This is a genomic window from Leifsonia sp. 71-9, from assembly GCF_001898805.1.
Taxonomy (GTDB): Bacteria; Actinomycetota; Actinomycetes; order Actinomycetales; family Microbacteriaceae; genus Leifsonia.
The window spans coordinates 39,791-66,187 of record NZ_MKVJ01000013.1; the positions used below are offsets into that span (position 1 = coordinate 39,791).

At 71.7% G+C, this 26,397-nt stretch carries 24 protein-coding genes and 1 tRNA gene; 14 read left to right on the forward strand and 11 right to left on the reverse strand.

Annotated features, from left to right (window positions below):
- Positions 1 to 204: 204 nt before the first annotated feature.
- Positions 205 to 1,791, forward strand: a complete 1,587-nt coding sequence (locus tag BGO91_RS06695) for an ABC-F family ATP-binding cassette domain-containing protein (protein WP_290472025.1) — start codon at positions 205 to 207, stop codon at positions 1,789 to 1,791.
- Between the two features lie 128 nt (positions 1,792 to 1,919).
- Here BGO91_RS06695 and BGO91_RS06700 read toward each other — a convergent pair.
- Together BGO91_RS06700 and BGO91_RS06705 are read right to left on the reverse strand one after the other, a co-directional pair.
- Positions 1,920 to 1,995 (reverse strand) — tRNA-Val (locus tag BGO91_RS06700).
- Positions 1,996 to 2,036: 41 nt separating this feature from the next.
- Entirely contained in the window at positions 2,037 to 2,510 is a 474-nt protein-coding gene (locus BGO91_RS06705; RefSeq protein WP_290472026.1) for a peroxiredoxin, read from the reverse strand.
- 225 nt (positions 2,511 to 2,735) lie between these two features.
- Between BGO91_RS06705 and aceE the strand changes: the two genes are divergently transcribed.
- The 6 genes from aceE to BGO91_RS06735 all read left to right on the forward strand — a co-directional run bounded on the left by aceE (position 2,736) and on the right by BGO91_RS06735 (position 10,357).
- Entirely contained in the window at positions 2,736 to 5,462 is a 2,727-nt protein-coding gene (gene aceE / locus BGO91_RS06710) for a pyruvate dehydrogenase (acetyl-transferring), homodimeric type (RefSeq protein WP_179702151.1), read from the forward strand.
- A gap of 8 nt (positions 5,463 to 5,470) precedes the next feature.
- A complete protein-coding gene (locus tag BGO91_RS06715) occupies positions 5,471 to 6,679 on the forward strand; it encodes a CdaR family transcriptional regulator (protein WP_290472027.1) in 1,209 nt (402 codons plus the stop codon).
- A gap of 87 nt (positions 6,680 to 6,766) precedes the next feature.
- Positions 6,767 to 7,687, forward strand: a complete 921-nt coding sequence (locus tag BGO91_RS06720) for an ACP S-malonyltransferase (protein ID WP_290472028.1) — start codon at positions 6,767 to 6,769, stop codon at positions 7,685 to 7,687.
- Positions 7,688 to 7,697: 10 nt separating this feature from the next.
- The gene (locus tag BGO91_RS06725; RefSeq protein ID WP_179702154.1) at positions 7,698 to 8,702 is read left to right on the forward strand and encodes a beta-ketoacyl-ACP synthase III; all 1,005 of its coding nucleotides are present in this window, start codon (positions 7,698 to 7,700) and stop codon (positions 8,700 to 8,702) included.
- A 55-nt stretch (positions 8,703 to 8,757) separates the two neighbouring features.
- Positions 8,758 to 9,009, forward strand: a complete 252-nt coding sequence (locus tag BGO91_RS06730) for an acyl carrier protein (RefSeq protein WP_021765217.1) — start codon at positions 8,758 to 8,760, stop codon at positions 9,007 to 9,009.
- A gap of 112 nt (positions 9,010 to 9,121) precedes the next feature.
- The gene (locus tag BGO91_RS06735) at positions 9,122 to 10,357 is read left to right on the forward strand and encodes a beta-ketoacyl synthase (RefSeq protein ID WP_290472029.1); all 1,236 of its coding nucleotides are present in this window, start codon (positions 9,122 to 9,124) and stop codon (positions 10,355 to 10,357) included.
- A 97-nt stretch (positions 10,358 to 10,454) separates the two neighbouring features.
- Here the strand turns inward: BGO91_RS06735 and BGO91_RS06740 are convergent, their stop codons facing one another.
- Complete coding sequence (locus tag BGO91_RS06740) at positions 10,455 to 10,958, reverse strand: DUF3145 domain-containing protein (RefSeq protein ID WP_290472030.1); 504 nt, start codon at positions 10,956 to 10,958, stop codon at positions 10,455 to 10,457.
- 190 nt (positions 10,959 to 11,148) lie between these two features.
- Here BGO91_RS06740 and BGO91_RS06745 point away from each other — a divergent pair, with 190 nt between their 5' ends.
- Positions 11,149 to 11,715 carry a PadR family transcriptional regulator gene (locus BGO91_RS06745; RefSeq protein ID WP_290472031.1) on the forward strand — a complete coding sequence of 189 codons (567 nt, stop codon included), beginning with the start codon at positions 11,149 to 11,151 and terminating at the stop codon, positions 11,713 to 11,715.
- A 21-nt stretch (positions 11,716 to 11,736) separates the two neighbouring features.
- Here the strand turns inward: BGO91_RS06745 and BGO91_RS06750 are convergent, their stop codons facing one another.
- Together BGO91_RS06750 and BGO91_RS06755 are read right to left on the reverse strand one after the other, a co-directional pair.
- Entirely contained in the window at positions 11,737 to 12,585 is an 849-nt protein-coding gene (locus BGO91_RS06750) for a DUF1684 domain-containing protein (RefSeq protein ID WP_290472032.1), read from the reverse strand.
- Positions 12,586 to 12,651: 66 nt separating this feature from the next.
- Positions 12,652 to 14,364, reverse strand: a complete 1,713-nt coding sequence (locus BGO91_RS06755; protein WP_290472033.1) for a bifunctional 3'-5' exonuclease/DNA polymerase — start codon at positions 14,362 to 14,364, stop codon at positions 12,652 to 12,654.
- A 110-nt stretch (positions 14,365 to 14,474) separates the two neighbouring features.
- Here BGO91_RS06755 and BGO91_RS06760 point away from each other — a divergent pair, with 110 nt between their 5' ends.
- Complete coding sequence (locus BGO91_RS06760; RefSeq protein WP_290472034.1) at positions 14,475 to 14,810, forward strand: 4-fold beta flower protein; 336 nt, start codon at positions 14,475 to 14,477, stop codon at positions 14,808 to 14,810.
- A 15-nt stretch (positions 14,811 to 14,825) separates the two neighbouring features.
- Here BGO91_RS06760 and BGO91_RS06765 read toward each other — a convergent pair whose 3' ends face one another.
- Entirely contained in the window at positions 14,826 to 15,284 is a 459-nt protein-coding gene (locus BGO91_RS06765; RefSeq protein WP_290472035.1) for an NUDIX hydrolase, read from the reverse strand.
- Positions 15,285 to 15,334: 50 nt separating this feature from the next.
- Between BGO91_RS06765 and BGO91_RS06770 the strand changes: the two genes are divergently transcribed.
- From BGO91_RS06770 to BGO91_RS06790, 5 genes are all read left to right on the forward strand, one after another.
- Entirely contained in the window at positions 15,335 to 15,814 is a 480-nt protein-coding gene (locus BGO91_RS06770; RefSeq protein WP_290472036.1) for an NUDIX domain-containing protein, read from the forward strand.
- A 66-nt stretch (positions 15,815 to 15,880) separates the two neighbouring features.
- Positions 15,881 to 16,243, forward strand: coding sequence for a hypothetical protein (locus tag BGO91_RS06775; RefSeq protein WP_290472037.1), 363 nt, complete (start codon positions 15,881 to 15,883; stop codon positions 16,241 to 16,243).
- Between the two features lie 44 nt (positions 16,244 to 16,287).
- Positions 16,288 to 20,238: a Pls/PosA family non-ribosomal peptide synthetase gene (locus tag BGO91_RS06780; RefSeq protein ID WP_290472038.1), complete on the forward strand. Its 3,951-nt coding sequence runs from the start codon at positions 16,288 to 16,290 to the stop codon at positions 20,236 to 20,238.
- Positions 20,235 to 21,551 (forward strand): M1 family metallopeptidase, encoded by a 1,317-nt coding sequence (locus BGO91_RS06785; RefSeq protein WP_290472039.1) that lies wholly within the window; start codon positions 20,235 to 20,237, stop codon positions 21,549 to 21,551. Before BGO91_RS06780 ends, BGO91_RS06785 begins: the two co-directional genes overlap by 4 nt.
- A gap of 62 nt (positions 21,552 to 21,613) precedes the next feature.
- Positions 21,614 to 22,165 (forward strand): VOC family protein, encoded by a 552-nt coding sequence (locus BGO91_RS06790; RefSeq protein WP_290472040.1) that lies wholly within the window; start codon positions 21,614 to 21,616, stop codon positions 22,163 to 22,165.
- A 36-nt stretch (positions 22,166 to 22,201) separates the two neighbouring features.
- Here BGO91_RS06790 and BGO91_RS06795 read toward each other — a convergent pair whose 3' ends face one another.
- The 5 genes from BGO91_RS06795 to BGO91_RS06815 form a co-directional block, all read right to left on the reverse strand.
- On the reverse strand, positions 22,202 to 23,179 hold the full coding sequence (locus BGO91_RS06795) for a zinc-binding dehydrogenase (RefSeq protein ID WP_290472041.1): 978 nt from the start codon (positions 23,177 to 23,179) through the stop codon (positions 22,202 to 22,204).
- A 69-nt stretch (positions 23,180 to 23,248) separates the two neighbouring features.
- Positions 23,249 to 24,226, reverse strand: a complete 978-nt coding sequence (locus BGO91_RS06800) for an ABC transporter substrate-binding protein (protein ID WP_290472042.1) — start codon at positions 24,224 to 24,226, stop codon at positions 23,249 to 23,251.
- Positions 24,223 to 25,119 carry an ABC transporter ATP-binding protein gene (locus BGO91_RS06805; protein WP_290472043.1) on the reverse strand — a complete coding sequence of 299 codons (897 nt, stop codon included), beginning with the start codon at positions 25,117 to 25,119 and terminating at the stop codon, positions 24,223 to 24,225. The genes BGO91_RS06800 and BGO91_RS06805 overlap by 4 nt, the downstream gene beginning before the upstream one ends.
- Positions 25,116 to 26,201: an iron chelate uptake ABC transporter family permease subunit gene (locus tag BGO91_RS06810; RefSeq protein WP_290472044.1), complete on the reverse strand. Its 1,086-nt coding sequence runs from the start codon at positions 26,199 to 26,201 to the stop codon at positions 25,116 to 25,118. Before BGO91_RS06810 ends, BGO91_RS06805 begins: the two co-directional genes overlap by 4 nt.
- The coding region (locus BGO91_RS06815) for an iron chelate uptake ABC transporter family permease subunit (protein ID WP_290472045.1) at positions 26,198 to 26,397 on the reverse strand (200 nt) is incomplete at its 5' end. The genes BGO91_RS06810 and BGO91_RS06815, both read right to left, overlap by 4 nt.

Genomic DNA, 26,397 nt, shown 5'->3' on the forward strand with positions numbered 1-26,397 from the left:
CTGCTCCCGCCCCGGTGACCGTCCCCACTCCGGGCCCGCACGCACGGATCGAGTCCGCCTGTCCAGGCGTCGACCATCCGTCGTCGTGCGCCCCGCCGTGCCGCGTTCGCGTGCCGTGCGCGCCGCCTTTCGTGGCGCCCTGCACCATCCCGACTCGATCCTTCGCCCGCCGCACGCCCGCGGGCAGCGCAGAGAGATTGCTCCATGTCCACGAAACCGTCCATCACCCTTCACGACGTCGCTTTCGACTGGCCCGACGGCGCTGCCGCGCTCTCGGGCGTCAGCTGCACCTTCACGCCCGGCCGCACCGGATTGGTCGGACGCAACGGCGCCGGGAAGTCCACGCTGCTCCGCTTGATCGCGGGGTCGCTCACCCCTACCGCGGGCCGGATCGACACCGTCGGCGACGTCGGCTACCTCCCGCAGACACTCACCCTGAGCCGCCGCACGACCGTCGCCGAGCTACTGGGCATCGACCGCGTCCTCGCAGCCATCGCCGCCATCGAGGGCGGCGATCCCGACCCGCGTCACTTCGACGCGATCGGCGACGACTGGGACATCGAGGCCCGCGCCGACGAAGCCCTGCACCGCATCGGCTTCTCCGCAGACGACCTGGACCGCCGTGTCGCGGAGGTCTCCGGAGGACAGGCGATGCTGATCGCCCTGACCGGCCTCCGTCTCGCGCGCACTCCGGTCACCCTCCTCGACGAGCCCACCAACAATCTCGATCGCCCCACCCGTGCGCTGCTCGGCGAGCTCCTGGACGAGTGGCCGGGCACAGTGGTCGTCGTGAGCCACGACCTCGAGCTGCTCGAGCGGATGGAGACCACCGCCGAGCTCCACGGCGGGCGCCTGGAGTCGTTCGGCGGCCCGTACAGCGCATGGAAGGCGCACCAGGACGGTGAGCAGGCCGCCGCCCAGCAGGCCGCACGCTCGGCGCAGCAGGCGCTGAAGGTCGAGAAGCGGCAGCGAGCCGAGGCCGAGGTGAAGCTCGCCCGCAGGGAACGTACCGGCGCCAAGACCCAGCGCGACGGGGGCATTCCGAAGATCCTGGCGGGCGCACGTGCGAGCAAGGCGCAAGCCTCCGCCGGAGCACTCCGCGGCACGCACGACGACAAGGTGCGGAGCGCTCAGGCGGCCGTGGACGCGGCGGACGCCCGGGTCCGCGAGGACGAGCACATCCACCTCGTCCTTCCCGACCCGGACGTGCCGCGCGGCCGTCGCATCGCCGAGTTCCGGGACGCCGACCGGAGTGTCGTGATCCAGGGGCCCGAACGCGTGGCGCTCGTGGGGCCGAACGGCTCGGGCAAGACGACGCTGGTCGAGCGACTACTGGGCTGCGACGCCTCACGGCCAGCGCGTGTGGAGGCGGAGCTCCTCACGAGCCGCGTGGGATATCTTCCCCAACGGCTCGACAGCGTGGACGACGACCTGAGCGCCATCGAGAACGTGCGCGTCGTCGCACCGCGATCGACCACCGGCGACATCCGCAACCAGCTGGCGCGCCTGCTGCTGCGCGGGGGCACCCCGGACCGCGCGGTGCGGACGCTCTCGGGCGGCGAACGTTTCCGGGTCGCACTCGCCCGGGTGCTGCTGGCCGATCCGCCCGCCCAATTCCTCGTTCTCGACGAGCCGACGAACAACCTCGACATCGCGAGCGTCGAACAGCTCGCGGAGGCGCTCGACGCCTACCGGGGAGCTCTCCTGGTCATCAGCCACGACGAGTCCTTCCTCGCGCGGATCGGCATCGACGCGACGATCGAGCTGAACGCGGACGGCCGAATGGCCTGACATTCGTGCCGAATGTCGGGAAAGCGCGCCCCATTCCCGACATTCGGCACGAATGTGGGCGGCGGGAGAGGTGAGGTGAGGTGGGCCCTGCCTCGCGGCGCTGCATCGAACCGACGACTCCGCGACGATGGTGGGCCCTGCCGGGATCGAACCGACGACATCCACGGTGTAAACGTGGCGCTCTACCAGCTGAGCTAAAGGCCCTGGTGCCGGTCCAGCCTAGCGGGAGGCGGCCGGCGGCGGCGTCAGCCGACGTGGACGGGCAGCAGCTCCAGTGCGGCGCGGTAGGCCTCGATGGAGCGGGCCTCGCCGGGGGCGGTGATGAAGGAGGCGCGGATGATGCCCGACTCGTCGATGAGGAAGGTCGCGCGGTTGGCGAAGCCCTTCTCGGCGAGGAAGACACCGTACTCCTTGGCGATCTCGCCGTGCGGCCAGAAGTCGGCCAGGAGGCTGAAGTCGTAGCCCTCCTGCTCGGCCCACGCGCGCAGCGTGAACTTGGAGTCGACGGAGATGCCGAGCAGCTCGACGCGGTGGTCGTCGAAGAGCGCCAGGTTGTCGCGCAGGGCGCAGAGCTCGCCGGTGCAGGTGCCGGAGAACGCGAGCGGGAAGAAGACCAGGGCGACCGCCTTGCGGCCGCGGAAGTCGGAGAGCCGCACGGTCTGGCCGTGCTGGTTGAGGAGCTCGAAGTCGGGAGCCTGGGTGTCGTTCTCCAGAGCCATGAGGTGTGTGTCGTCCTTTCATCGCCTGCGTCGCCCTCGCAGGAGCAGGGCCTCGCGCCGGCGCACGAGGAGACAGCCTAGACCCGTCCGCTGCGAGTGCCAAGGACGCGGTCACGGGGAGGGTCGGAGTGAGGCTAGGCTGAACGATGGTGCCCGCTCGTTTGTCGTGAACCGACAGCGGTGCGAGCCGTCCACGATCCATCCGACACAAGAAAGAGGTCGAGGGTGACTGTAAACGACCAGGACCCGTACTCGGTGAACAACATCGACTCGGACCCGGAGGAGACCGCCGAATGGCAGGAATCCCTCGACGCACTGGTTGCGGCTCACGGCCACGAGCGTGCTCGTGAAATCATGCTGAGCCTGCTCAAGCGCTCCAAAGAACTGCACCTCGGTGTTCCGATGGTCCCGACCACGGATTACATCAACACCATCTCTCCCGAGAACGAGCCGGAGTTCCCCGGCGACGAGGAGATCGAGCGCCGCTACCGTGCGTGGATCCGCTGGAACGCGGCCATCCTCGTGCACCGCGCGCAGCGCCCCGGCATCGCCGTCGGCGGCCACATCTCGACGTACGCGTCGAGCGCGGCCCTCTACGAGGTCGGGTTCAACCACTTCTTCCGCGGCCAGGACCACCCCGGCGGCGGAGACCAGATCTTCATCCAGGGCCACGCCTCCCCTGGCACCTACGCCCGCGCGTTCCTCGAGGGCCGGCTCAGCGCCGACCAGCTCGACGGCTTCCGCCAGGAGAAGTCGCACGCCGGAGGCGGTCTGTCGTCGTACCCGCACCCGCGGCTCATGCCGGAGTTCTGGCAGTTCCCGACGGTGTCGATGGGTCTCGGCCCGATCAACGCCATCTACCAGGCGCAGCTCAACAAGTACGTCACCAACCGCGGCATCAAGGACGCCTCCGACCAGCACGTCTGGGCGTTCCTCGGCGACGGCGAGATGGACGAGGTCGAGTCGCGCGGTCAGCTGCAGGTCGCGGCGAACGAGAAGCTCGACAACCTGACCTTCGTCATCAACGCCAACCTCCAGCGCCTCGACGGCCCGGTGCGGGGCAACGGCAAGATCATCCAGGAGCTCGAGAGCTATTTCCGCGGTGCCGGCTGGAACGTCATCAAGGTCATCTGGGGCCGCGAGTGGGACGACCTGCTCGCCCGCGACGCCGACGGCGCGCTCGTCAACCTGATGAACCAGACGCCGGACGGCGACTACCAGACCTACAAGACCGAGAACGGCGCCTACGTGCGCGAGAACTTCTTCGGTCGCGACCCGCGCACCCTCAAGCTCGTCGAGGACTACACCGACGACCAGGTGTGGGGCCTCAAGCGCGGCGGCCACGACTACCGCAAGGTCTACGCGGCGTTCAAGGCGGCCGTGGAGCACAAGGGCCAGCCCACCGTCATCATCGCGAAGACCATCAAGGGCTACGGCCTCGGTCCGAGCTTCGAGGGCCGCAACGCGACCCACCAGATGAAGAAGATGACGCTGGACAACCTCAAGACGTTCCGCGACGCGATGCGCATCCCGGTGACGGACGCGCAGCTCGAGGAGAACCCGTACCTGCCCCCGTACTACAACCCGGGACCGCAGGACGAGGCCATCCAATACCTGCACGACCGCCGTCGCGCGCTCGGCGGGTACCTGCCGGAGCGCCGCGCCAAGTACACGCAGCTCAACCTCCCGGACGACTCCGCCTACGCGATCGCCAAGAAGGGCTCCGGCACGCAGGAGATCGCCACCACCATGGCGTTCGTCCGCCTGCTCAAGGACCTGCTGCGCGCGAAGGACTTCGGTCACCGCATCGTCCCGATCATCCCGGACGAGGCGCGCACCTTCGGCATGGACGCGTTCTTCCCGAACGCGAAGATCTACAACCCGAACGGCCAGCACTACACGTCGGTCGACCGCGAGCTGCTCCTGGCCTACAAGGAGAGCCCGCAGGGACAGATCATCCACGTCGGCATCAACGAGGCGGGCGCCCTCGCGGCGTTCACCAACGTCGGCACCTCGTACGCGACGCAGGGCGAGCCGCTCATCCCGGTCTACGTCTTCTACTCGATGTTCGGGTTCCAGCGCACCGGCGACGCGATCTGGGCCGCAGGCGACCAGATGGCGCGCGGTTTCATGATCGGCGCCACCGCCGGCCGCACCACCCTCACGGGTGAGGGTCTGCAGCACGCCGACGGCCACTCGCTGCTGCTCTCGTCGACGAACCCCGCGGTCCTGTCGTACGACCCGGCCTACGGCTACGAGATCGGGCACATCGTGCGCGCCGGCCTCGAGCGCATGTACGGCGGCAACCACCCGGACCCGAACGTCATGTACTACCTGACGGTCTACAACGAGCCGATCGTGCAGCCGGCCGAGCCCGAGGGCGTGGATGTGGACGGCATCGTCCGCGGCATCCACAAGCTCAGTGCGTCCGACGTGGCCGGGCCCAAGGCCCAGCTGCTCGCCTCCGGCGTCTCGGTGCCGTGGGCGCTCGAGGCCCAGCACTTGCTCGCGCAGGACTGGGGCGTCTCGGCCGACGTGTGGAGCGTCACCTCGTGGGGCGAGCTGCGCCGCGACGGCCTGGCGGCGGAGGAGCACAACTTCCTCTACCCGCAGCAGGAGAAGCAGGTGCCGTACGTCACCCGCAAGCTCGAGGGCTCCGACGGCCCGTTCGTCGCGGTCACCGACTACATGCACGCGGTGCCGGACCAGATCCGTCAGTTCGTGCCCGGCGAGTACGCCACGCTCGGCGCCGACGGCTTCGGCTTCTCGGACACCCGCGCGGCCGCCCGCCGGTTCTTCAAGATCGACGGCCCGTCGCTCGTCGTCCGCACCCTCGAGCTGCTCGCAGCCCGGGGCCAGGTGGACCCGAACGCGCCGGCGTGGGCGATCGAGAAGTACCTGCTGCACGACGTGAACGCCGGCACCACCGGCTCCGCGGGCGGCGAGTCCTGACGACTCCCGTGCCGAGTTCAGTCGAGAGGACCAAGGCCGAGACCCTTGCGTGGCTGCGCAAGATCTCGGGCGAGCTCGCCACGACCACGCTCAAGCGGCTCGAGGACACGCTCCCCTGGTATCGCGACATGCCGCCCGGCCGCCGCAGTGCGGTCGGGCTGGTCGCGCAGGCGGGCATCTCGTCGTTCATCTCGTGGTTCGACGACCCGCGCTCGACGCCCTGGATCGCGGCCGACGTCTTCGGGGCGGCTCCTCGTGAGCTGCTCCGGAGCGTCAGCCTCCAGCAGACCCTTCAGCTCATCAAGATCACCGTGGAGGTGGTCGAGGAGCGCGTGAAGGTCGGCGGCGGCGAGGCGCTGCGGGAGGCGATCCTGCTCTACTCGCGCGAGATCGCGTTCGCCGCGGCCGATGTCTACGCCCGCGCCGCCGAGGCCCGCGGCCTGTGGGACGCGCGCCTGGAGGCCCTCGTGGTCGACAGCATCCTCACCGGCGAGTACGACGACGAGCTGCCGAGCCGGATCGCCGCGCTCGGCTGGCACGGGCACGGCGAGGTCAGCGTACTGGTCGGAACCGCGCCGCGCATGCTCGACGTCGACCAGCTGCGGCGCACCGCGCGGCACATGTCGGCGGACGTGCTCATCGGCGTGCAGGGCAACCGGCTCGTGCTCGTGATCGGCCGCGCCTGGCCGAGCGACAGCGTGCCAGAGGACGCGATCGGCGCGACGCCGGCCGTCAGCTTCCTCGAGATCGCCCAGCAGCTGGAGCCCGAGTTCGGCGCCGGTCATCTGGTGCTCGGTCACGAGGTGGCGAGCCTGGTGGACGCCTCCAAGAGCGCGAAGGCCGCCCTGGCCGGGTTCGCCGTGGCGAAGGCGTGGCGCAACTGCCCACGCCCCGTGCACGCCGACGACCTCCTCCCGGAGCGTGCGCTGGCGGGCGACGGGCTGGCGCGCGCGACCCTGATCAGCCGCATCTACCGCCCGCTGCAGGCCCACTCGACGGAGCTCCTCACCACCCTGTGGTGCTACCTCGACAACGGCCGCTCCCTGGAGGCGACGGCCCGCGAGCTGTTCGTCCACCCGAACACCGTCCGCTACCGCCTGAAGCGCGTCTCGGACGTCATCGGCTGGGATGCGACGGGAGCCCGCGAGGCGCTCATCCTGCAGGCCGCGCTCATCGTCGGCTCGATCAACGAGCCGGAAGCATCGCGCCGCACCTGAGTCTTTGTAGACTTCCACAGAGCTTCTCTCGATACTTCGTATCCATTCGACACATCCGCACGGCGGAAGATTGGCAGACTTAGTCAAGTGATTGTGATCGTGTGCCCGGGCCAGGGCTCCCAGACCCCCGGCTTCCTCGACCCCTGGTTGACGGAGACGGCCTTCCGCGACCAGCTGACCGGCATCTCCGACGCCGTCGGCATCGACCTCGTCGCGCACGGCACGGTGAGCGACGCGGACACCATCCGCGACACCGCGGTGGCGCAGCCGCTCATCGTCTCGGCCGGCCTGCTGACGCTGTCGGCGCTCCTGGCTGACGGCCGCCGCGAGAAGGTCGGCGGCATCGCCGGGCACTCGGTCGGCGAGCTGACGGCCGCCGCCGGCGCGGACGTCCTGAGCGAGACGGACGCCGTGGCGTTCGTCCGTGAGCGCGGGGCCGCCATGGCCCGCGCCGCCGCCGAGACCCCGACCGGGATGAGCGCCGTGATCGGCGCCGACGAGGCGGAGCTGCTCGCGCAGCTCGAGACCCTCGGACTCTCCCCCGCCAACTACAACGGCGGCGGCCAGATCGTCGTCGCGGGCGCCCTCGACGCGCTCGCGGCCCTGAGCGAGAACCCGCCGGCCCGTGCCCGCGTCATCCCGCTCCAGGTCGCCGGTGCGTTCCACACGCGGTACATGGCTCCGGCCGCGCCCGTGCTGGAGCAGTTCGCCGCCACCCTGTCCACGCAGGACCCGACGCTGCCGCTCTGGACGAACAAGGACGGCTCCCGCGTCACCGACGGCGCCGAGTTCCTCCGCCTGCTGGTGGGCCAGGTCTCCTCGCCCGTCCGCTGGGACCTCACCATGCAGTCGTTCCAGGAGGCGGGCGTGACCGGCATCATCGAGGTCGCCCCGGCCGGCGCCCTCGTCGGGCTCGCGAAGCGCGGCCTCAAGGGTGTGCCGAGCGTCGCCATCAAGACGCCCGACGACCTGCCCGCCGCGTTCGACCTCATCGACCAGGCCGCCTAGGAGGACCCGGATGACCCACCCCACCCTGCAGCAGTCCCACGGCCCGCAGTACACCCGCATCCTCTCCATCGGCGCGGCCCGCGGTGACCGTGTGGTGCCCAACGACGACCTCGTCGGCCCGATCAACTCGTCCGACGAGTGGATCCGCCAGCGCACCGGCATCATCACCCGCACCCGTGCCAGCCACGACATCGGCGCGGTCGACCTCGCGACCGAGGCGTCGAAGGAGGCCATCGCGAAGTCGGGCGTCGACCCGAAGCTGATCGACGCGGTCATCGTCGCCACGATCTCCAACCCGCGCCAGACACCCTCGCTGGCCGCCGTGCTGGCCGACCGCGTCGGCGCCAACCCCGCCGCCGCGTACGACATGAACGCCGCCTGCGCCGGCTACGCCTACGGCATCGCCCAGGCCGACGCCCTCATCCGCACCGGTGTCGCGCACTACGCGCTCGTCGTGGGAGCCGAGAAGCTCTCCGACGTCGTCGACCCGACCGACCGCACCATCTCGTTCCTGCTGGGCGACGGCGCTGGCGCGGTCGTGGTGGGCCCGAGCGAGTACCCCGGCATCTCCAAGACGATCTGGGGCTCGGACGGGTCCAAGGCCGACGCGGTCGGGATGGACAACACGCTCACCGAGTTCCGCGACGGCGAGAAGCCGTGGCCGACCCTGCGCCAGGAGGGCCAGACGGTCTTCCGCTGGGCCGTGTGGGAGATGGCCAAGGTCGCCAAGGAGGCGCTCGACGCCGCCGGCGTGACCCCCGACCAGCTCGCCGCGTTCATCCCGCATCAGGCCAACATGCGGATCGTGGACGAGTTCGCCAAGCAGCTCAAGCTGCCCGAGACCGTCGCGATCGCCCGCGACATCGAGACGACGGGCAACACCTCCGCCGCCTCCATCCCCCTCGCCACGCACCGGCTGCTCCAGGAGCACCCGGAGCTGTCCGGCGGCCTCGCGCTGCAGATCGGCTTCGGCGCCGGTCTGGTCTTCGGCGCGCAGGTCGTCGTGCTGCCGTAGGCCCTGCCCTAGACTGATCAACGGTCAAAACGACACCCCTCAAGGAGATAACACCATGGCATTGTCCACCGAAGAAGTTCTTGCCGGCCTGGCCGAGCTCATCAACGACGAGACCGGCATCGCGACCGACACCGTCGAGCTGGACAAGTCGTTCACGGACGACCTCGACATCGACTCCATCTCGATGATGACCATCGTGGTCAACGCCGAGGACAAGTTCGACGTCAAGATCCCCGACGAGGAGGTCAAGAACCTCAAGACGGTCGGCGACGCGGTCGAGTTCATCGTCAAGGCGCAGGACGCCTAGGCCCCGCAAGAATCGTCCTCCGCGCGGGCGGCGCGCCCTCCGGCCGCCGCCCGCGCGAGTTCTCGTGCGCCCGCGCGAGTCCGACGTTACCGAACAACGGAGAGTTGTCGTAATGACCAAGAAGATCGTCGTCACCGGCGTGGGCGCTACCTCCCCGCTCGGTGGCACCGCCCCGGAGAGCTGGCAGGGCCTGCTCGCCGGTGAGTCCGGAGCCCGCACCCTCGAACACGAGTGGGTCGAAAAGTACGAGCTGCCCGTCACCTTCGCCGCCGAGGCCAAGGTGCGCCCCGACACCGTGCTCGAGCGCCCCGTCGCCAAGCGCCTCGACCCGTCGAGCCAGCTCGCCCTCGTCTCCGCGATGGAGGCCTGGGCCGACGCGGGCTCGCCCGAGGTCGTCCCCGAGCGCCTCGGCGTCGACTACGCCACCGGCATCGGCGGCGTGTGGACCCTGCTCGACGCGTGGGACACCCTGCGCGAGCGCGGACCGCGCCGCGTCCTCCCCATGACCGTGCCGATGCTGATGCCCAACGCCGCGTCGGCCGCGATCTCCATGCACTTCGAGGCCCGCGCGTTCGCCCGCACGGTCGCCTCCGCCTGCGCCTCCAGCACCGAGTCGCTCGTGAACGCGTACGAGCACCTGCAGGCAGGCCTCGCCGACATCGTCATCGCCGGCGGCAGCGAGTCCGCCATCCACCCGATCACGATCGCCTCCTTCTCGTCGATGCAGGCGCTCTCGCGCCGCAACGACTCCCCCGCCACCGCCTCCCGCCCCTACAGCGTCGACCGCGACGGCTTCGTCATGGGTGAGGGCGCCGGCGCCCTGGTGCTCGAGACCGAGGAGCACGCGCTCGCCCGCGGCGCCCGCATCTACGCGGAGGTCGTCGGCGGCGGCGTCACCGCGGACTCGTACCACATCACCGCGAACGACCCCGAGGGCCGCGGCGCGAGCCGTGCCGTGCGGCTCGCCCTGGAGCAGGCCGGCGCCTCGCCCGACGAGGTCACCCACATCAACGCGCACGCGACCAGCACGCCCGTGGGCGACCCGGCCGAGTACGTCGCGCTGCGCGAGGTGTTCGGCGACCGGGTGCACAGCATCCCCGTGTCGGCCACGAAGGCGTCCACCGGTCACCTCCTCGGCGGCACCGGCGCACTGGAGGCCGTGTTCACGATCTTCGCGATGCGCGACCGCGTCGCCCCGCCGACGATCAACCTCACCGAGCAGGACCCGGCGATCCCGCTGAAGGTCTCGGGCTCGGCCCAGCCGCTCGGCGACGGCCCGCAGCTCGCGATCAGCAACTCGTTCGGCTTCGGCGGCCACAACGCCGTCGTCGCGTTCCGCTCGGTCTGATCCCAGCGCACGTGAGAAGGCCCCGGTCCACTGGACCGGGGCCTTTCCCGTTTCACCGCGGGCGGGCGGCGTTCGCCGGGCCCGCCGCGGGATCCTGTCAGCCGACCTTGTGCAGCCAGATGACCGACGTGTCGTCGTGCGCGTGCCGGAACGGCTCGAGCTCCTCGTCCCAGGCCTGGCCGAGGGCGAGACGCAGCTCGCGCTGCAGTTCGTGCGCGTTGCCGCCCGCGAGCTCCATGGCGTAGCGGATGCGGTCCTCCGGCACGACCATGTTGCCGACGGTGTCGGTCTGGGCGAAGAACACGCCGAGATCGGGGGTGTGCATCCACCGGCCGCCGTCGGTGCCGAGACCGGCGTCCTCCGTGACCTCGAAGCGCAGGTGCTCCCAGCCGCGCAGGGCGGTGGCGAGGCGCGCTCCGGTGCCCTGCGGGCCCTCCCAGAAGAACTCGGCCCGCTGGGCACCCTTCAAGACCGGCTGCGTCTCCCACGTGAAGTTGACGGCGCGACCGAGGGCGCGTCCGGCCGCCCACTCGATGTGGGGGCAGAGCGCGCCAGGAGAGGAGTGCACGTAGAGCACTCCCCGACTTGCGTGACCCGTCATGGTTTCCTCCGATCGCTTGGTGCGTCTTCCCCAACGACCAACGAGCGGGTGTGCCATGACTGCGTATGAAGTTTGCGGGCCCCACCGGGACCTCTGCCACGATTATGCCGGACAACGCGCCGGAGTTACAAGATTGTGATTCGGCGATTCCCGCGTGCCGCGCGCGCCGAGGCGGAATAGCATACCGAGTATGTCCGTTCAGAATGGTTTCCTCGCCGTGCTGACGCAGGGCGCCGCGTACGGCTCGCAGCTGCAGAACGAGTTCCTGGCGCGCGCAGCCCACCGTCGCCAGCTCAACGCCGGGCAGGTCTACTCGACCCTCGACCGCATGACGGACCAGGGGCTGATCGAGCCGGCGGGAGCGACGGAGGACGGCCTCCCGCTGCACGCGCTCACCGGGGACGGCGAGACGCAGGCGCGCGCGTGGCTGACCACGGGGCCGCGGGACACCGAGCCGGACTGGGACGAGATGCAGGACCAGGTGCTCATCGCCGCCTCCATCGCCGGGTCGGACCCCGCCGCTATCGTCGCCGACTACCGCACCGCCTATGCGGAGCGCATCCGGGAGCTGACGCACGACGCCGACTCGCGCGCGCTGCTCGCCGCCAACCGGGCCGCCGAACTGGGGGCGAACGCGGCGATCGAGTGGCTCGACGAGGTCGCCGCCGCGCTCAGCGCGCACCCGGAGGTGCTACTCCAGCCGCGTTCGCCGGAGCGTCCGCGCCGTGGGCGCCGGCCGGCGGCGGAGTCCGCCTGATCCGTCCCGCCGCGTCGCGCCTCAGTGGAGGAGCGCGCCCTCCTTGTTCAGCACGTTCTTCTCGCCGGCCTCGATCGGCACGGCGAAGCGGTTCTGCGCGGGCGGCAGCGGGCAGTTGAAGTTGTAGCTGAACGCGCAGGGCGGCAGCACGGCGAGGTTGAAGTCGAGGGTGACGGTGCCGTCCTCGTTGGGGACGACGAAGAGGAAGCGCCCGACCGAGTACGTGCTGTCGCCGTTGGTGCTGTCGGCGAAGACGAGTTGCAGCGCGCGACCGGCCTTGAACGCGGCGAGGTTGTAGTCGACGCCGTCCTTGCTGAAAGTGATCTCGCCCGGGATGACCATCTCGCGGGTCTTGCCGTCGTCCTTCAGGTGCTCGAAGCCGACGGACTTGCCGCCCTCGATCGGGCTGAAGGTCGCCTGGATGATCCACTCGCGATTGAACGGGAACGCGTCGATGGAGCCGAACTCCTGGATCGCCTCGGAGTCCGCGTCCCAGACGCGGAGCGCGTAGTCGCCCTCTTCGCTGGCGATGACGAAGCCACTGACGGTGTCGCTGAAGGTGATCGCGCTCGGGCTCGCGTCGTCCTTGCCGCGGACGATCGCCTCACCGTCGACGAGCGTGCCGTCGACCGTGATGCCGTCCGCGGGCGTCGCGGTGACCTTCAGGCCGGACTGGCCGGCGGGGAGCGGCGACCACAGGCCGGGGACGCCCCAGACGGGCTGCGCCGGAGCCTCCGGGTCGCCGGTGATCCACTGCGTGTTCACGAGCGCCAGGTTGCCCTGCGGGGCGGTGACCGCCTGCTCGCGGCGCTGCCGGTACCGGGCCAGGACGGCGTTGGGGTCGGTGGGGGCGGCGGCGGTGTCAGTCATGGTCTCCATCCTCGGTCAGGTCGCCACTGACAACCAACTCCGACACCCGGGAATTCCGTGCCGGCGTCACTTCGCTTCGGCGTACGAGTCGACGACGGCGGCGGTGACCGGGAAGTCGACGGGGAACGCGCCGAAGAGCAGCCGTCCCGCGAGCCGGGCGGACTCCTCCACGGCGGCCGCGGTCTCGTCCGCGAGCTCGGCGGGCGTGTGGACGATCACCTCGTCGTGGAGGAAGTAGACGAGGTGCGGGGAGTCGGTCAACGGCCGGCCGGGCGCCAGGGCGGTGAGGCGGTTGCGCAGCTCCGCCATCCAGCACAGCGCCCACTCCGCCGCGCTCGCCTGCACGACGAAGTTGCGGGTGAAGCGACCCCAGTCGCGGGCCTGGCTGCGCGCGCGGCGCTCGTCGACGGCCGTCGAGTCGGCCGAGGAGGCGGCGGACTGCGTCGTGCGCCAGGCCGCGCTCGGCGGCGGCGAGCTGCGGCCGAGGCGGGAGGTGACGATCGCACCCCGCTCCCCCGCCCGGGCAGCCTCCTCCACCAGCCGGATGGCGCGCGGGAACGCCCGAGTCAGGCGTGGCATGAGTCGCCCGCTCTCCCCGGTCGTCGCCCCGTACATCGCGCCGAGCATCGCGACCTTGGCGTGCGCGCGCTCGTCGACCGCGCCCGACTCCACGATGCCGGCGTAGAGGTCCTTGCCGCGACCGGCGGCGGCCATCGCGGTGTCGCCGGCGAGACCGGTCAGGATGCGGGGCTCGAGCTGCGCGGCGTCCGCGACGACGAGCTTCCAGCCCGGGTCGGCCACCACGGCTCCGCGCACCTGCTTGGGCAGCTGCAGCGCACCTCCCCCGCGTGTCGCCCAGCGACCCGTGACGACCCCGCCGGGCACGTAGTCCGGCCGGAACCGACCGTCGTGCACCCAGCTCTCCAGCCAGGTCCACCCGTTGGCGGTGAGCAGCCGCGAGAGCTTCTTGTAGCGCAGCAGGGGCTCGATGACGGGGTGGTCGAGCTCCCGGAGCTCCCACGAACTCGTGGAGGTCACCAGCATCCCGGCGCGCTGCAGGGCTTTGAGCAGCGCCGGCGGGCTGTCGGGGTTGAGGTCGGGGGCGTCGAGCTCCGCGCGGACGCGGCCGACGAGCTCCTCCAGGACCGCAGGGCGGCCGTAGGCGGGCCGGGGGCCCAGGAGTCCGGTGAGCAGGTCGTCGTGCCGCTCGGCGCTGTACGGGAGGCCGCAGAATCGCATCTCGGCGGCGATGAGCGCACCCGCGGACTCCGCGGCGAGGAGGAGGCGCAGACGGCCGGGGTCGGCGCTGCCGGCGATGGCATCCTGCTGCGCGGTGAACTCGGCGACGGCGGAGAGCGCATCCGCGTCTGCGGCGGTCGATTCGTGCTCGAAGTCGAAGAGGGCCGAGTGGGTGGGCTCGGGGGCCTCCTCCAGCACGGTCGCGGTGTCCCACGGCCCGGCCGGAGCCGTGGCGAGGGCCGAGTCGGCGGTGAGCGCCGAGTTGCGGAGGATGGTGTGCGAGAGCGTCAGGTCGACGCAGCGCTCGACGCGCACGCCCGCCGCGAGGAGAGCCGGGTACCAGGCTCGCGTGTCGCTCCAGACCCAGCGGGGGCGTTCGCCGTCGGCGGGTGCGGCCTCCCGAGCGGCGACATAGGCCGGGAGGTCGGCGTCGGTCAGCGCATCGGCCTCGTGCGTCGCGTGTGCCGCGTCGCCCGGAGCAGGGACGGCGACGGCGACGGCGCGGATGTCGCGGCCGACGCGTTCGAGGACGATGTGCACGGTTCCATTGTCCCGGGAGCGGGTGACATCCCCTGCGCGGCGCTTGCCGCACCGCATCACGGTGAGGATAATTCAACGGACGACGATGCCGACCCGAAAGGCGATCGACGATGACCGTATATCTGCACGACAGTCAGGGAGTCTGGATAGCGTTCCGCAGCGACCCGCGCGGGCGGTACCTGTTCAACCCCGACGGCGACTGGATCGGGTGGTTCCCGTGGGACGACGATGAGGTCGTGACCCCGAGCGGAAGCTATCTCGGGACGGTGCGTGGCGACCGCCTCTTCAGCGAGGACGGCCACCGGTACCGCGGCGATCCGGGCTATCCCGGGGCGCCGGGCTATCCCGGCCAGGCGGCGTACCCGGGAGCGGCGTCGTTCGCGAGTCTGCCCGCCGGATGCCAGGACGTCGCGGGCGCGTTGCTCTGGCCGCGCCTCGCCTCCTGAACCGTCGGGGCGGGGTCAGTCGGCCAGGCCGGACAACCGCGCGCGCAGCTCGGGCCACGACGCCCCGAAGCTGGGGTGCAGCGGGAGGTCGGCGACCTCCCCCACCGGCACCCAGCGCAGTTCGATGCTCTCGACGTCGGCCATGCGCGCCTCGAACGGGCGCACGGCCTGCGTGACGACGGTGGTGTACGACCAGAAGCCGAGGTCGAGCACGCTCTCGAAGAGCACGCGCACGGCATCGGGCGGCACGTCGGCCTCCTCGTGGGCCTCGCGGAGCGCGCCCTCGACGGCGGACTCCCCCTCGTGCCTCGCCCCGCCCGGCAGTCCCCAGGTTCCGCCGAAGTGGCTCCAGTCGGCCCGGTGCTGCAGCAGGATGCCGCGCTGGAGGTCGTGCACCAGCAGCCCGGCCGCGCCGAACCGTCCCCAGAAGCGTTCGCCCTGAGGGCCCTCCACCCATGCGTCACCCGAGTTCACGGTTCCACGTTAGCCGTCCGGGCGGGCGGAGGCGGACGTAGGGTCGCACTATGACCGTCCGCAGCGCCGCCCTCCTGCTCCACCGCCCCTCGTCCGCCGGGACGGAGATCTGGCTCGGGCACATGGGCGGCCCGTTCTGGGCGCGCAAGGACGACGGCGCGTGGTCGCTGCCCAAGGGGATCGTGGAGGCCGGGGACACGGACGAGCTGGCCGCCGCCCGCCGCGAGTTCGCGGAAGAGATGGGCGTGGAGGCGCCGGACGCGGCCTACCTGCCGCTGGGCGACTTCCGGACGTCCGGCAAGGTGATCGTCGTGTTCGCGGGCGCGGCTCCCGGCTTCGAGCTCGCGGAGGTGCGCAGCAACACGTTCGAGCTGGAATGGCCGCCCCGCTCCGGCAGACGGCAGGAGTTCCCCGAGATCGACGCCGCGCAGTGGTTCCCCCTCGACGTCGCCGCGGGGAAACTGACGAAGGGACAGCGGCCCATTCTGGACGCGCTGCGCGAACTTCTCGCGACTGGGGAGGGTGCATGACCCCCGAGTGGACGTATGGTGAGCGCGACAGGGCTGTCCGGGATCCGAAACGCGCAAGGAGGAACCGTGAGCACGAAGAAGGCGGAGAAGGAGGCGGAGCGGTTGCTGGTCGCCGCCCGCGCCGCGGTGGACGAGGCCGAGCGGGCCGTGAAGAAGCTCGACAAGCGCTCCCGCAAAGCGGCCGAGGAGCTCTCGGCCCGGCTGGAGCAGGCCGCGAAAGATGCGAGGAAGGCGGTCAAGCGCACCGAGAAGACGGCGCGCACCGCGGCGGCCCAGGCCGATGCGGTCAGCGGCGGCGGCGTCGCCGCGACGCCGTCCAGCGGCATCCCGACGTTCCACGGGCTGCGCGACCGCGCCAAGGCCCAGGGCATCCAGGGGTACTCGCGCATGAACAAGGCGCAGCTGCTGCACGCGCTCGGCGAAGGCTGAGCCGTTCACCGGCCGGTAACCGCACCGGCCTAGCGTGAACGCCCGTGACTGACCCCGACGGATCCGCCGCTCCCGGCCTGCTGCTGAGGTCCGCCCTCGCGCCGGCGCCCCGCACGCTGATCGACATCCTCCGCGCGTCGGTGGCCGCCGATCCCGAGGCATCGGCCATCGAGGACGCCCGCGGCGCGCTGTCGTACCGGGAGCTGCTGGCGAACGTCCTCGCCACCGCGGGACGCCTGCGGCTCGCGGGCGTGCGCCCCGGCGACCGGGTGGGCGTGCGTATGACGTCGGGCACGCGCGAGCTGTACCTGGCGATCCTCTCGGTGCTCGCCGCCCGCGCTGCCTACGTGCCGGTGGATGCGGACGACCCGCAGGAGCGCGCCGACCTGGTGTTCGGCGAGGCGGCGGTGCGCGGCGTGATCGGGGACGACGGCTACCGCGCCACCGGAGCCGACGAGGCCGTCCCGCTGTTCGGCGTGGATGCTCCGCACCCGAGCACCGCCGCTGTTCCATTGGTCGACCCGCCGGTGGCCGACGACGACGCGTGGATCATCTTCACCTCCGGCTCGACGGGCACGCCGAAGGGCGTCGCGGTCCGGCACCGCTCGGCCGCCGCGTTCGTCGATGCCGAGGCGCGGATCTTCCTGCAGGACGAGCCGATCGGGTCGCAGGACCGCGTGCTCGCCGGTCTCTCGGTCGCCTTCGATGCGTCGTGCGAGGAGATGTGGCTGGCGTGGGGCCACGGCGCCTGTCTCGTGCCGGCTCCGCGCTCGCTGGTGCGCACCGGGATGGACCTCGGCCCCTGGCTGGAGGCCCACCGCATCACGATCGTCTCGACCGTGCCGACCCTCGCCGCGCTGTGGCCCCCGGAGGCGCTCGACAACGTGCGGCTGCTGATCTTCGGCGGGGAGTCCTGCCCGCCCGAGCTCGTGAACCGCCTCGCCGTCGAGGGTCGCGAGGTCTGGAACACCTACGGGCCGACGGAGGCGACGGTCGTCGCGTGCGGCACGGCGCTGACCGCGGGCGAGCCCGTGCGCGTCGGTCTCCCCCTCGACGGCTGGGATCTGGCGGTCGTCGACGCGGAGGGCCTCCCGGTCGCGGAGGGCGAGACGGGCGAGCTGGTCATCGGCGGTGTGGGTCTCGCCCGCTACCTCGACCCGGCGAAGGACGCCGAGAAGTACGCCCCGATGCCGACGCTGGGCTGGGAGCGCGCCTACCGCAGCGGCGACCTGGTGCGCTTCGATCCGGCGGGCCTGTTCTATCTGGGGCGAGCCGACGACCAGGTGAAGGTCGGTGGACGCCGCATCGAGCTCGGCGAGGTGGAGGCGGCGCTCCAGGCGCTGCCGGGCGTCTCCGGTGCGGCCGCGGCCGTGCGGAAGAGCGCGGCGGGCAACGACATCCTGGTCGGCTACCTCGCCGTCCCCGAGCGCGACGCCTTCGACCGGGCGACAGCTCTCGCGCAATTGCGGGAGGAGCTGCCCGCTGCCCTCGTGCCGCTGCTGGCCGTGGTCGACGACCTCCCGGTGCGCACCTCGGGCAAGGTCGACCGCGCTGCCCTGCCGTGGCCGCTCGAGGACACGGCAGACGGTCCCTCCCCCGCCGGAGACGACCCCGTGGCCGAGCTGCTCGCCGCCGATTGGCGCAGCGTGCTCGGGCTGCCGGTGACCGGGCCCGACGACAACTTCTTCGACCTCGGCGGCGGGTCGCTCGCCGCCGCCCAGCTGGTCTCCCTGGTGCGTCGCCGTCACCCCGACATCAGCGTCGCCGACGTCTACGCGCATCCGCGGTTCACCGCGATGGCGCAGGCCCTCGCCGAGAGCTCGCCGCTGCCGTCGGCGGCCTCGACCCACGTGGTGCCGCGTACGCCGCGGCGCATGCAGATCCTGCAGACCGTGCTCGGCCTCCCCCTGTTCATCCTCAACGGGGTGCGCTGGCTGCTCTACCTGCTCACGGCCGCGGCCATCCTGCGGCCGTTCGGCGGCTTCGACGCGCTGCCGGAGGTCGACGTGGTGTGGCTGCTCGTCGGCCTGCTGGTCTTCGTCACCCCGTGGGGCCGGATGGCGATCGCGGTCGTCGCTGCGCGCCTCCTGCTGGCCGTGGTGAAGCCGGGCGACTACCCGCGCGGCGGCGGTGTGCACCTGCGCCTGTGGCTGGCCGAGCAGGTGGCGCACCAGATCGGTGCGGCGAGCCTCGCCGGGGCCCCGTGGATCAGCTACTACGCGCGGGCGCTGGGCGCGAAGATCGGCCCGGGTGTCGACCTCCACACCCTCCCTCCGGTCACCGGGATGCTGCGGATCGGCGCCGGCGCCTCCATCGAGCCCGAGGTCGACCTCGCCGGCTACTGGATCGACGGCGACCTCGTGCGCATCGGCGAGGTGCGCATCGGCGCGGGGAGCACCGTCGGAGCGCGCAGTTCGCTCATGCCGGGTGCCAAGATCGGGCGGGGGGCGACGGTCGCTCCGGGTTCGGCCGTGTTCGGTCGGGTCCCGGCCGGGCAGACCTGGGCCGGCTCCCCCGCCGTCCGGGTCGGCCGCTCGCACGAGTGGTGGCCGAAGGAGCGTCCGCCGCGCCGCACGCGCTGGGTCTTCGCGTACGCCGTCGCCTCGCTGGTCGTCTCGCTCGCTCCGGTCGTCGCGTTCGCGGCGGGTGCGCTCGTGCTCGCGGCGGCGATCCGGGGTGCCGCGACCATGGCGGAGGTCGCGGGGCGCGCGTTCGCCGCGCTCGTTCCCGGGACGCTGGTCGCCGGGCTGGTGCTGGCCGGTCTCGTGGTGCTGATCGTGCGGCTGCTCGGCATCGGCATCGAGGAGGGCGTGCATCCCGTGCGCAGCCGGGTCGGCTGGCAGGTGTGGTCGACGGAGCGGCTGCTCGACATGGCGCGCACCATCCTGTTCCCGCTCTACGCCAGCCTCTTCACCCCGGTCTGGCTGCGGATGCTGGGCGCGCGGGTCGGGACCGACGTGGAGGCGTCGACCGTCCTCCTGCTACCCGCGATGACGCGCATCCGCGACGGCGCGTTCCTCGCCGACGACACGCTCGTCGCGTCGTACGAGCTCGGCGGCGGCTACGTGCGCATCGCCCGGGTCGAGATCGGCGAACGGGCGTTCCTCGGCAACTCCGGGATGGCGGGCGGCGGCAACCGCGTCCCCCGCGACGGTCTCGTCGCCGTGCTCTCGGTCGCCCCGCGCAAGGCCAAGGCGGGCTCGTCGTGGCTGGGCTCCCCGCCGGTCAAGCTGCGGCGGCGGGTGCAGGAGGCGGACGTCTCGCGGACCTACGCGCCCTCCACCGGCCTGCGGGTCGCCCGCACGACCTGGGAGTTGCTGCGCATCGTCCCGGTGCTCGTGTCGTGCGCGATCGGCCTGGGTGTCGTGCTGGGACTCGGTGCGATCGTCGAGGCGTGGGGCGTGTGGTGGGCCGTGCTCCTCAGCGGGCCCGTGCTGCTCGCCGCAGGAGCGGCGGCCGCCGCCGTCAGCTCCGCGGCCAAGTGGGCGCTGCTCGGGAGGCTGCGCGCGGGCGAGCATCCCCTGTGGTCGTCCTTCATCTGGCGCAGCGAGGTCTCGGACACCTTCACCGAGATGGTCGCCGCCCCCTGGTTCGCGTGGGCCGCCGCCGGCACGCCCGCGCTCGTGTGGTGGCTGCGCAGCCTGGGAGCGCGCATCGGGCACGGCGTGTGGATCGACAGCTACTGGCTCCCGGAGGCTGATCTGGTCTCGCTGGGCGACGCGACGACGGTCAATCGGGGTTGCGTCGTGCAGACGCACCTGTTCCATGATCGAATCATGAGCATGGACGAGGTCATCATCGAGCGCGGCGGCACCCTGGGGCCGCACAGCGTCATCCTCCCGGCGGCCGCGATCGGCGCGGAGGCGACGGTCGGCCCGGCCTCCCTGGTCATGCGCGGCGAGACGGTCCCCACCGGCAGCCGCTGGAGCGGCAACCCGATCGGTCCGTGGCGCGAGGTCGTGGTGCGGCAGTACCAGACGCGGGCGGCCCGATGACCGGCGGCTCCGCCGGACCGGTCTCGCACGCCTACCTCCCGCGCTCCGGCACCGACGACTACGCGGTGCTCTCCTACGACCTGACGCTCGACTACCGCGTGACGAACAACCGCCTGGACGCGGTCGCGATCATCACCGGCCGCGCCGCCGTGCCGCTCACCGCGATCGTCCTCGACCTGGTGCACCTGCGCGCCAAGAAGGTGCGGCTCGACGGGGAGAAGCGCACGAAGTTCTCGCAGAACCAGACCCACCTGCGGGTGACGCCCTCCGCCCCGATCGCCGCGGGCGACGAGTTCCGCGTCGAGATCGCGTACGACGGCTCCCCCGCTCCGCGCCGCACCCGGTGGGGCACGCTCGGCTGGGAGGAACTGACGGACGGCGTGATCGTCGCCGCGCAGCCGTCGGGCGCGCCGACCTGGTTCCCGTGCAACGACCGGCCGTCGGACAAGGCGTCGTACCGCATCCGCATCACCACCGAGGCGGCGTACACCGTGCTCGCCACCGGCGAGCTGGTCGAGCACAGCGTCGGCGCCGGCCGGGGCACGTGGCTCTTCGAGCGCGCCGAGCCGACCGCGACCTACCTCGCAGCCGTGCAGATCGGCCGCTACACGCTCGAACCGCGGCGCATCGGCGACGTGGAGGTCGTGCTCGCCTACCCGCCGGCGCTCGCCCGCCGGGTGCTCGCCGACTTCGCCCCGCTCTCCCGGATGCTCGACTGCTTCCAGGAGCGCTTCGGCCCGTACCCGTTCCCGTCCTACACGGTCGTCGTCACCGAGGACCCGCTGGAGATCCCGTTGGAGGCGCAGGCGATGGCCACCTTCGGGGCGTCGCACGTCGACGGCCGCGGCGGCTCCGAGCGCCTGATCGCGCACGAGCTCGCACACCAGTGGTTCGGCAACAGCGTCGGCCTCGCGGGCTGGCGCGACATCTGGCTCAACGAGGGCTTCGCCTGCTACGCCGAGTGGATCTGGTCGGAGGCATCGGGCGGCCCGTCCGCCAACACGCTGGCGCGCACGCATCACGCGCTGCTCCGGGTCAAGCCGCATGACCTCGTCCTCGGGGATCCGGGACCGGACGCGATGTTCGACGACCGCGTCTACAAGCGCGGGGCGTGCACGCTGCACGCGCTGCGCAAGCGGATCGGCGACGATCGGTTCTTCGACCTGCTCCGCGCCTGGTGCGCAGCCAACCGGTTCGGCACCGTCGACTCCACGATGTTCGAGGCGCTGGCGACCGAGTACGCGGAGGAACCGCTCGGCGAGTTCTTCGACGCGTGGCTGCGCGAGACCCGGCTGCCGTCGCTCTCCGCCTGAAACGGCCGGTTTCCGACCGCAATCGGGTCCACGCTGGTGAGGACACCAGCGAAGGAGCCACGATGACCGAGCCGACACCGAACCACCGCAGCACGCCCGCGGGCTACACCACCGTCGCCCCCTGGGTGATGACCGACGACACCGCCGCCTTCCTCGACTTCGTCGCGGCGGTCTTCCACGGCGAGGAGCTCGCCCGGGTCGCCGTGGAGGGCGGCGGGATCGGCCACGCCGAGATCCGCATCGGAGACACCGTCGTGCTGGCGTTCGATCGGCGCCCCGAGTGGCCGGTGCTGCCGAGCCTCCTGCGCGTGTTCCTGCCGGATGCGACGGAGGCCATCGAGCGCGCGGTCGAGCGCGGAGCCCGCGTCGTGACCCCTGTCTCCGACAGCGCGTTCGGGCAGCGGGGCGGTCGGATCAGCGACCCCTGGGGCAACATCTGGTGGGTCGTCACGGTCGTCGAGGACGTTCCGGAGGCGGAGATGTGGCGCCGCCTGGCGGAGCCGCGCTACGCGGAGCAGATGCGCGTCGCGCAGGAGACGCTCGACCGTGAGCTGAGCGGGCAGTCCGGACGGTCGTGGCGGCCGCTGCAGGCGGGCGGCCCGGTCGACGGCTGAGCGCCTCCCGGACCGCGAACGCCTACGGCCTACGACCTACGGCTTCAGCAGCACCTTGCCGACCCGGCCCTGGCGGTCGCTGGCGTGCACGGCGTCGTGGATGTCGTCCAGCACGTACACACCGGCGACCGGAAGGGTGATCCCGCCGGAGACGGCGGCCGTGATCAGCTCGCCGAACAGCGCGTTGCGCTTGTCGGCGGGCATGGCGGCGCTCACCTTGCTGCCCCAGAAGCCCTTCACGGTGGCCTGCTTGAAGATGACGTCGCCCGACGAGATCGACATCGTGTCAGAGGCCATCGCGCCGAACGAGACGAGCGTGCCGCCCTCGACGAGCAGGTGCAGCAGGTCGCCGCTGGACTCGCCGCCCACGGAGTCGACGGCGGCCGCGATCGGCGCGCCACCGGTGAGATCGGCGACATGGCTGCGCCAATCGTCGTGCCCGGTCGCGACCACGTTGCCGATGCCCGCCTCGGCGAGCACCGTCACGTCGGCCTCCCGCCGCACCAGCCCGATGACGTTGACGCCCCGCGTGGCGGCGAACTGGGCGAGCAGGCGGCCGACGGCTCCGTTCGCGGCGTTCTGGATGATCCAGTCGCCCGCCTCGACCTCGAGGAAGTCGAGGAGGCTCAGCGCGCTGAACGGCATCGCCACGAGCTGGGCGGCGGTCTCGTCGCTCAGGGCGTCGGGCACGGGGATGAGTCCCGCGGCCTTCGCCACGAAGTACTCGCTCCACACGCCGAAGGTGCCTCCGGTGACGACCCGCTGGCCCACCGCCGGGGATTCGACGCCCTCGCCGAGCGCGTCCACGATGCCGACGGCCTCGGTCCCCGCCTGGGCGGGCAGCTCCGGCTTGAAGCCGTAGGTGCCGCGGGCGGTCCAGAGATCGTGGTTGTGGATGGGCGAGAGCACGGTCCGGACGCGGACCTGCCCGGGCCCCGGTTCCGGGAGCGGTCGCTCCTCCACACCGAGGACCCGGGCAGGGTCACCGAATTCGTGCTGGACGAGAGCGCGCATGGAAGCTCCTTGGCTCGGAGGGACAGGGTCTTCTCCAGCCTAGGCCGCGCGCGCCGTGCATCCGCTGGGCTACGTGAACGTCTTCAGGTTCTTCTCGATCGCGTCGATGACCCCGAGGGCGTCGGAGTACGAACCGGGCAGGAAGTCGGGGGTGCCGACCGCGTGGCCGCCGGAGACGGCGGCCAGGTCCCGGTAGCTCTGCAGGGCGAACAGCTTGTCGATGTTGTTGGCCGGGGTGCCGTCGTTGTTCGTGTAGTAGATCAGCGCGTCGGCGTCGCTCAGCAGGTCGGTCTTCTCGTACGAGACGGACTGGTTGTCGCCGGCCTTGGTGCCGGCGGTGGCGGAGGCGAACTGCGCGCCGAGCTGCTTCAGGATGGCGCCGACGGGCGAGGTGTCGCTGTAGATCCAGTAGTTGCCGGCGTCGAAGCCGCCCTGGATGACGTCCCACTTCACGGTCGCGAGCGGGGAGGCGTAGGTGGAGGAGACCTGCTTCACCCGGTCGTCGTACTTCGCCTTCAGCGCGTCGTACGGGCCGGTGGCGTTCGCGAAGTCGGCCGTGTACTTCGGGTAGTCCTGCCAGGTCGCGTCGTCGTCGAAGGGCGCGAACGTGGTCGGGGCGATCGCCGAGAGCTTCTTGTACGCCTCCTTGAGGTACGGCACGTCGACGCCGATGATCAGGTCGGGCTTGAGGGCCGCGATCTTCTCGAAGTCGACGGTGCCGCCGTCCGTGACCTTGTCGGTCTTCTTCCAGTCGGCGAGGTAGAGCTCCGGGACGTACTGCTCTCCGCTGTTCTCGACGCCGACCGGGGCCACGTCGAAGTCGAGCAGGGACTCCGTGGTCCACGAGTGCACCGACACGATGCGCTTCGGGTGCGTCGGGATCGTCACCGTGCCTTCGGGGGTCGAGACGCTCCTCGTGTCGGAGCTGCTGCCGGAGTCTCCGGTGGCGGGGGCGCTGCAGGCCGCGAGGGCGAGCGCGAGGGCGGCGCCGGTGAGGGCGAGCGCGACGCGGCGGAGACCAGGACGGCGGTGGGGGTGCTGGGTCATGTGTCCTTCGTTCGATCGGTGGGGCGGAGGGGTGGGCGGGGTCGGAGGTGATTCAGCGCGAGCCGGTGGAACGGGCGTCGGCGAAGACGCGGCCGGGCGGCCCGAGCGGGGACGACGAGCGGGGTGCCGGAGATCGGGTCGGGCAGCACGTGCGCGGGCAGCCCGAAGACGTCGTGGACGAGATCGGCGGTCACGACGTCCGCGGGCGCGCCCTGGGCGACGATGCGGCCCTCGTTCATGGCGATGATGTGGGTCGCGTAGCGGCTCGCCTGGTTGAGGTCGTGGAGCACCGCGACGAGGGTGCGTCCCTCGAGGTTGAGCTCCCGGAACAGTTCGAGCAGTTCGAACTGGTGGGCGATGTCGAGGAACGTCGTCGGCTCGTCGAGCAGCAGGATGCCGGTCTGCTGCGCAAGAGCGAGTGCGACCCAGACGCGCTGGCGCTGGCCGCCGGACAGCTCGTCGACGCGTCGGCCGGAGAGCTCGGCGATGCCGGTGGCGCGCAACGCCGCGGCCACCGCGGACTCGTCCTCCGCGCTCCAGGTGCGGAAGGCGCTCTGGTGCGGGTGCCGGCCGCGCGCCACCAGGTCGGCGACGGTGATGCCGTCGGGCGCGCGCGACGTCTGCGGCAGGAGGCCGAGCCGACGGGCCACCTCCTTCGTCCGGTACGCGTGGATGTCGCGGCCGTCCAGCAGCACCTGGCCGGCCGTGGGGCGCAGCAGGCGGGCGAGCCCGCGGAGCAGGGTGGACTTGCCGCAGGCGTTCGGCCCCACGATGACCGTGAACGAGCCGTCCGGGATCGCGACGTCGAGGCCCTCGGAGATGGTGCGGCCGTCGTATCCGAGGGTGGCCCCTGTCACGGCGAGCGGCGCCGCCGCGGAGGTGGTTTCGGTCATCGGCGTCGCCCTTCCGCGATCAGGAGCCAGACGAAGTACCCGCCGCCGAGCACGACGGTGACGAGACCCACCGGGACGGCGGTGGGGAGGCCGTGCTGCGCCACCCAGTCGGCGGCGAGGAGGAGCACGGCGCCGGTGGCGGCAGAGACGCCGAGGGTCACCCCAGCGGTCCCGGCCAGCCGGCGGCCGATCTGCGGCGCGCTGAGGGCGATGAACGCGATCGGACCGGCGAGGGAGGTGACGGTGGCGCTCAGCGCGACGCCGACGATCGTGGCGGCCAGCCGGGTGCGCTCGACGGGGACGCCGAGCTGGGCGCCGGCGTCGTCGCCGAGTTCCAGGAGTCCGAGCCCGCGCGCCAGCGCCGCCGCGCACGGGAACAGGACGACGAAGAGGCCGGCCGCGAGCAGGAGCTGCGAGTAGCTCGCGCTGTCGAGGGAGCCGGCGCCCCAGAAGGCCGCGCCGATCGCCTCCATCGTGTCGGTGTGCAGCAGCATCCACGTGTTGACCGAGGTCAGCATGGCGGTGACCCCGATGCCGACCACGATCAGCCGGAAGCCCTGCATCCCGCGCCGGTACGCCAGCGCGTACACCACGCCCGCCGTCGCGAGGCCGCCCGCGATCGCTCCTCCGGTGACGGCGAGCGACGAGCCGGCGTGGAGACCGAGCATCACCACGAGCGCACCGGTGTAGGCGCCCGTGTCGAAGCCGATGATGTCGGGGCTGCCGAGCGGGTTGCGGGTGAGCGACTGGAAGATCGCGCCGGCGGCGCCGAGTGCGAGTCCGAACAGCGCGGCGAGCAGAACGCGCGGCAGCCTCCACTCGACGACGATGGTGTGCACGATCCCGCCCTCGCGACCGGTGAGGGCGCCGACGACCTGGTCGACGCCGAGCGCGTACGACCCGGTGGCGAGCGAGAGCAGTGCGATCGCGACGGCGACCGCGGTGAGGGCGAGCACGGTCGCGAGCGTGCGCCGGGGCAGGCGGAACGACAGTCGCCGCCGCCGTACAACGACCTGGCGGGTGCCGAACGCGACCTCGGCCGGGGCGTCGGCGGCGTCGTGCCGGGTGGCCTCCGCGGTCACAGGGTCACCGCCCGCGAGCGGCGCACGAGTGCGATGAGGACGGGCGCCCCGACGAATGCGGTGACCAAGCCGACCGGCAGCTCGGCGGGACTCATCACGACGCGGCCCAGGATGTCTGCGCCCAGCAGGAGCACCGGCCCGAGCACGACCGAGTAGGCCAGGATCCAGCGCTGGTCGGGCCCGACGATGGCTCGGG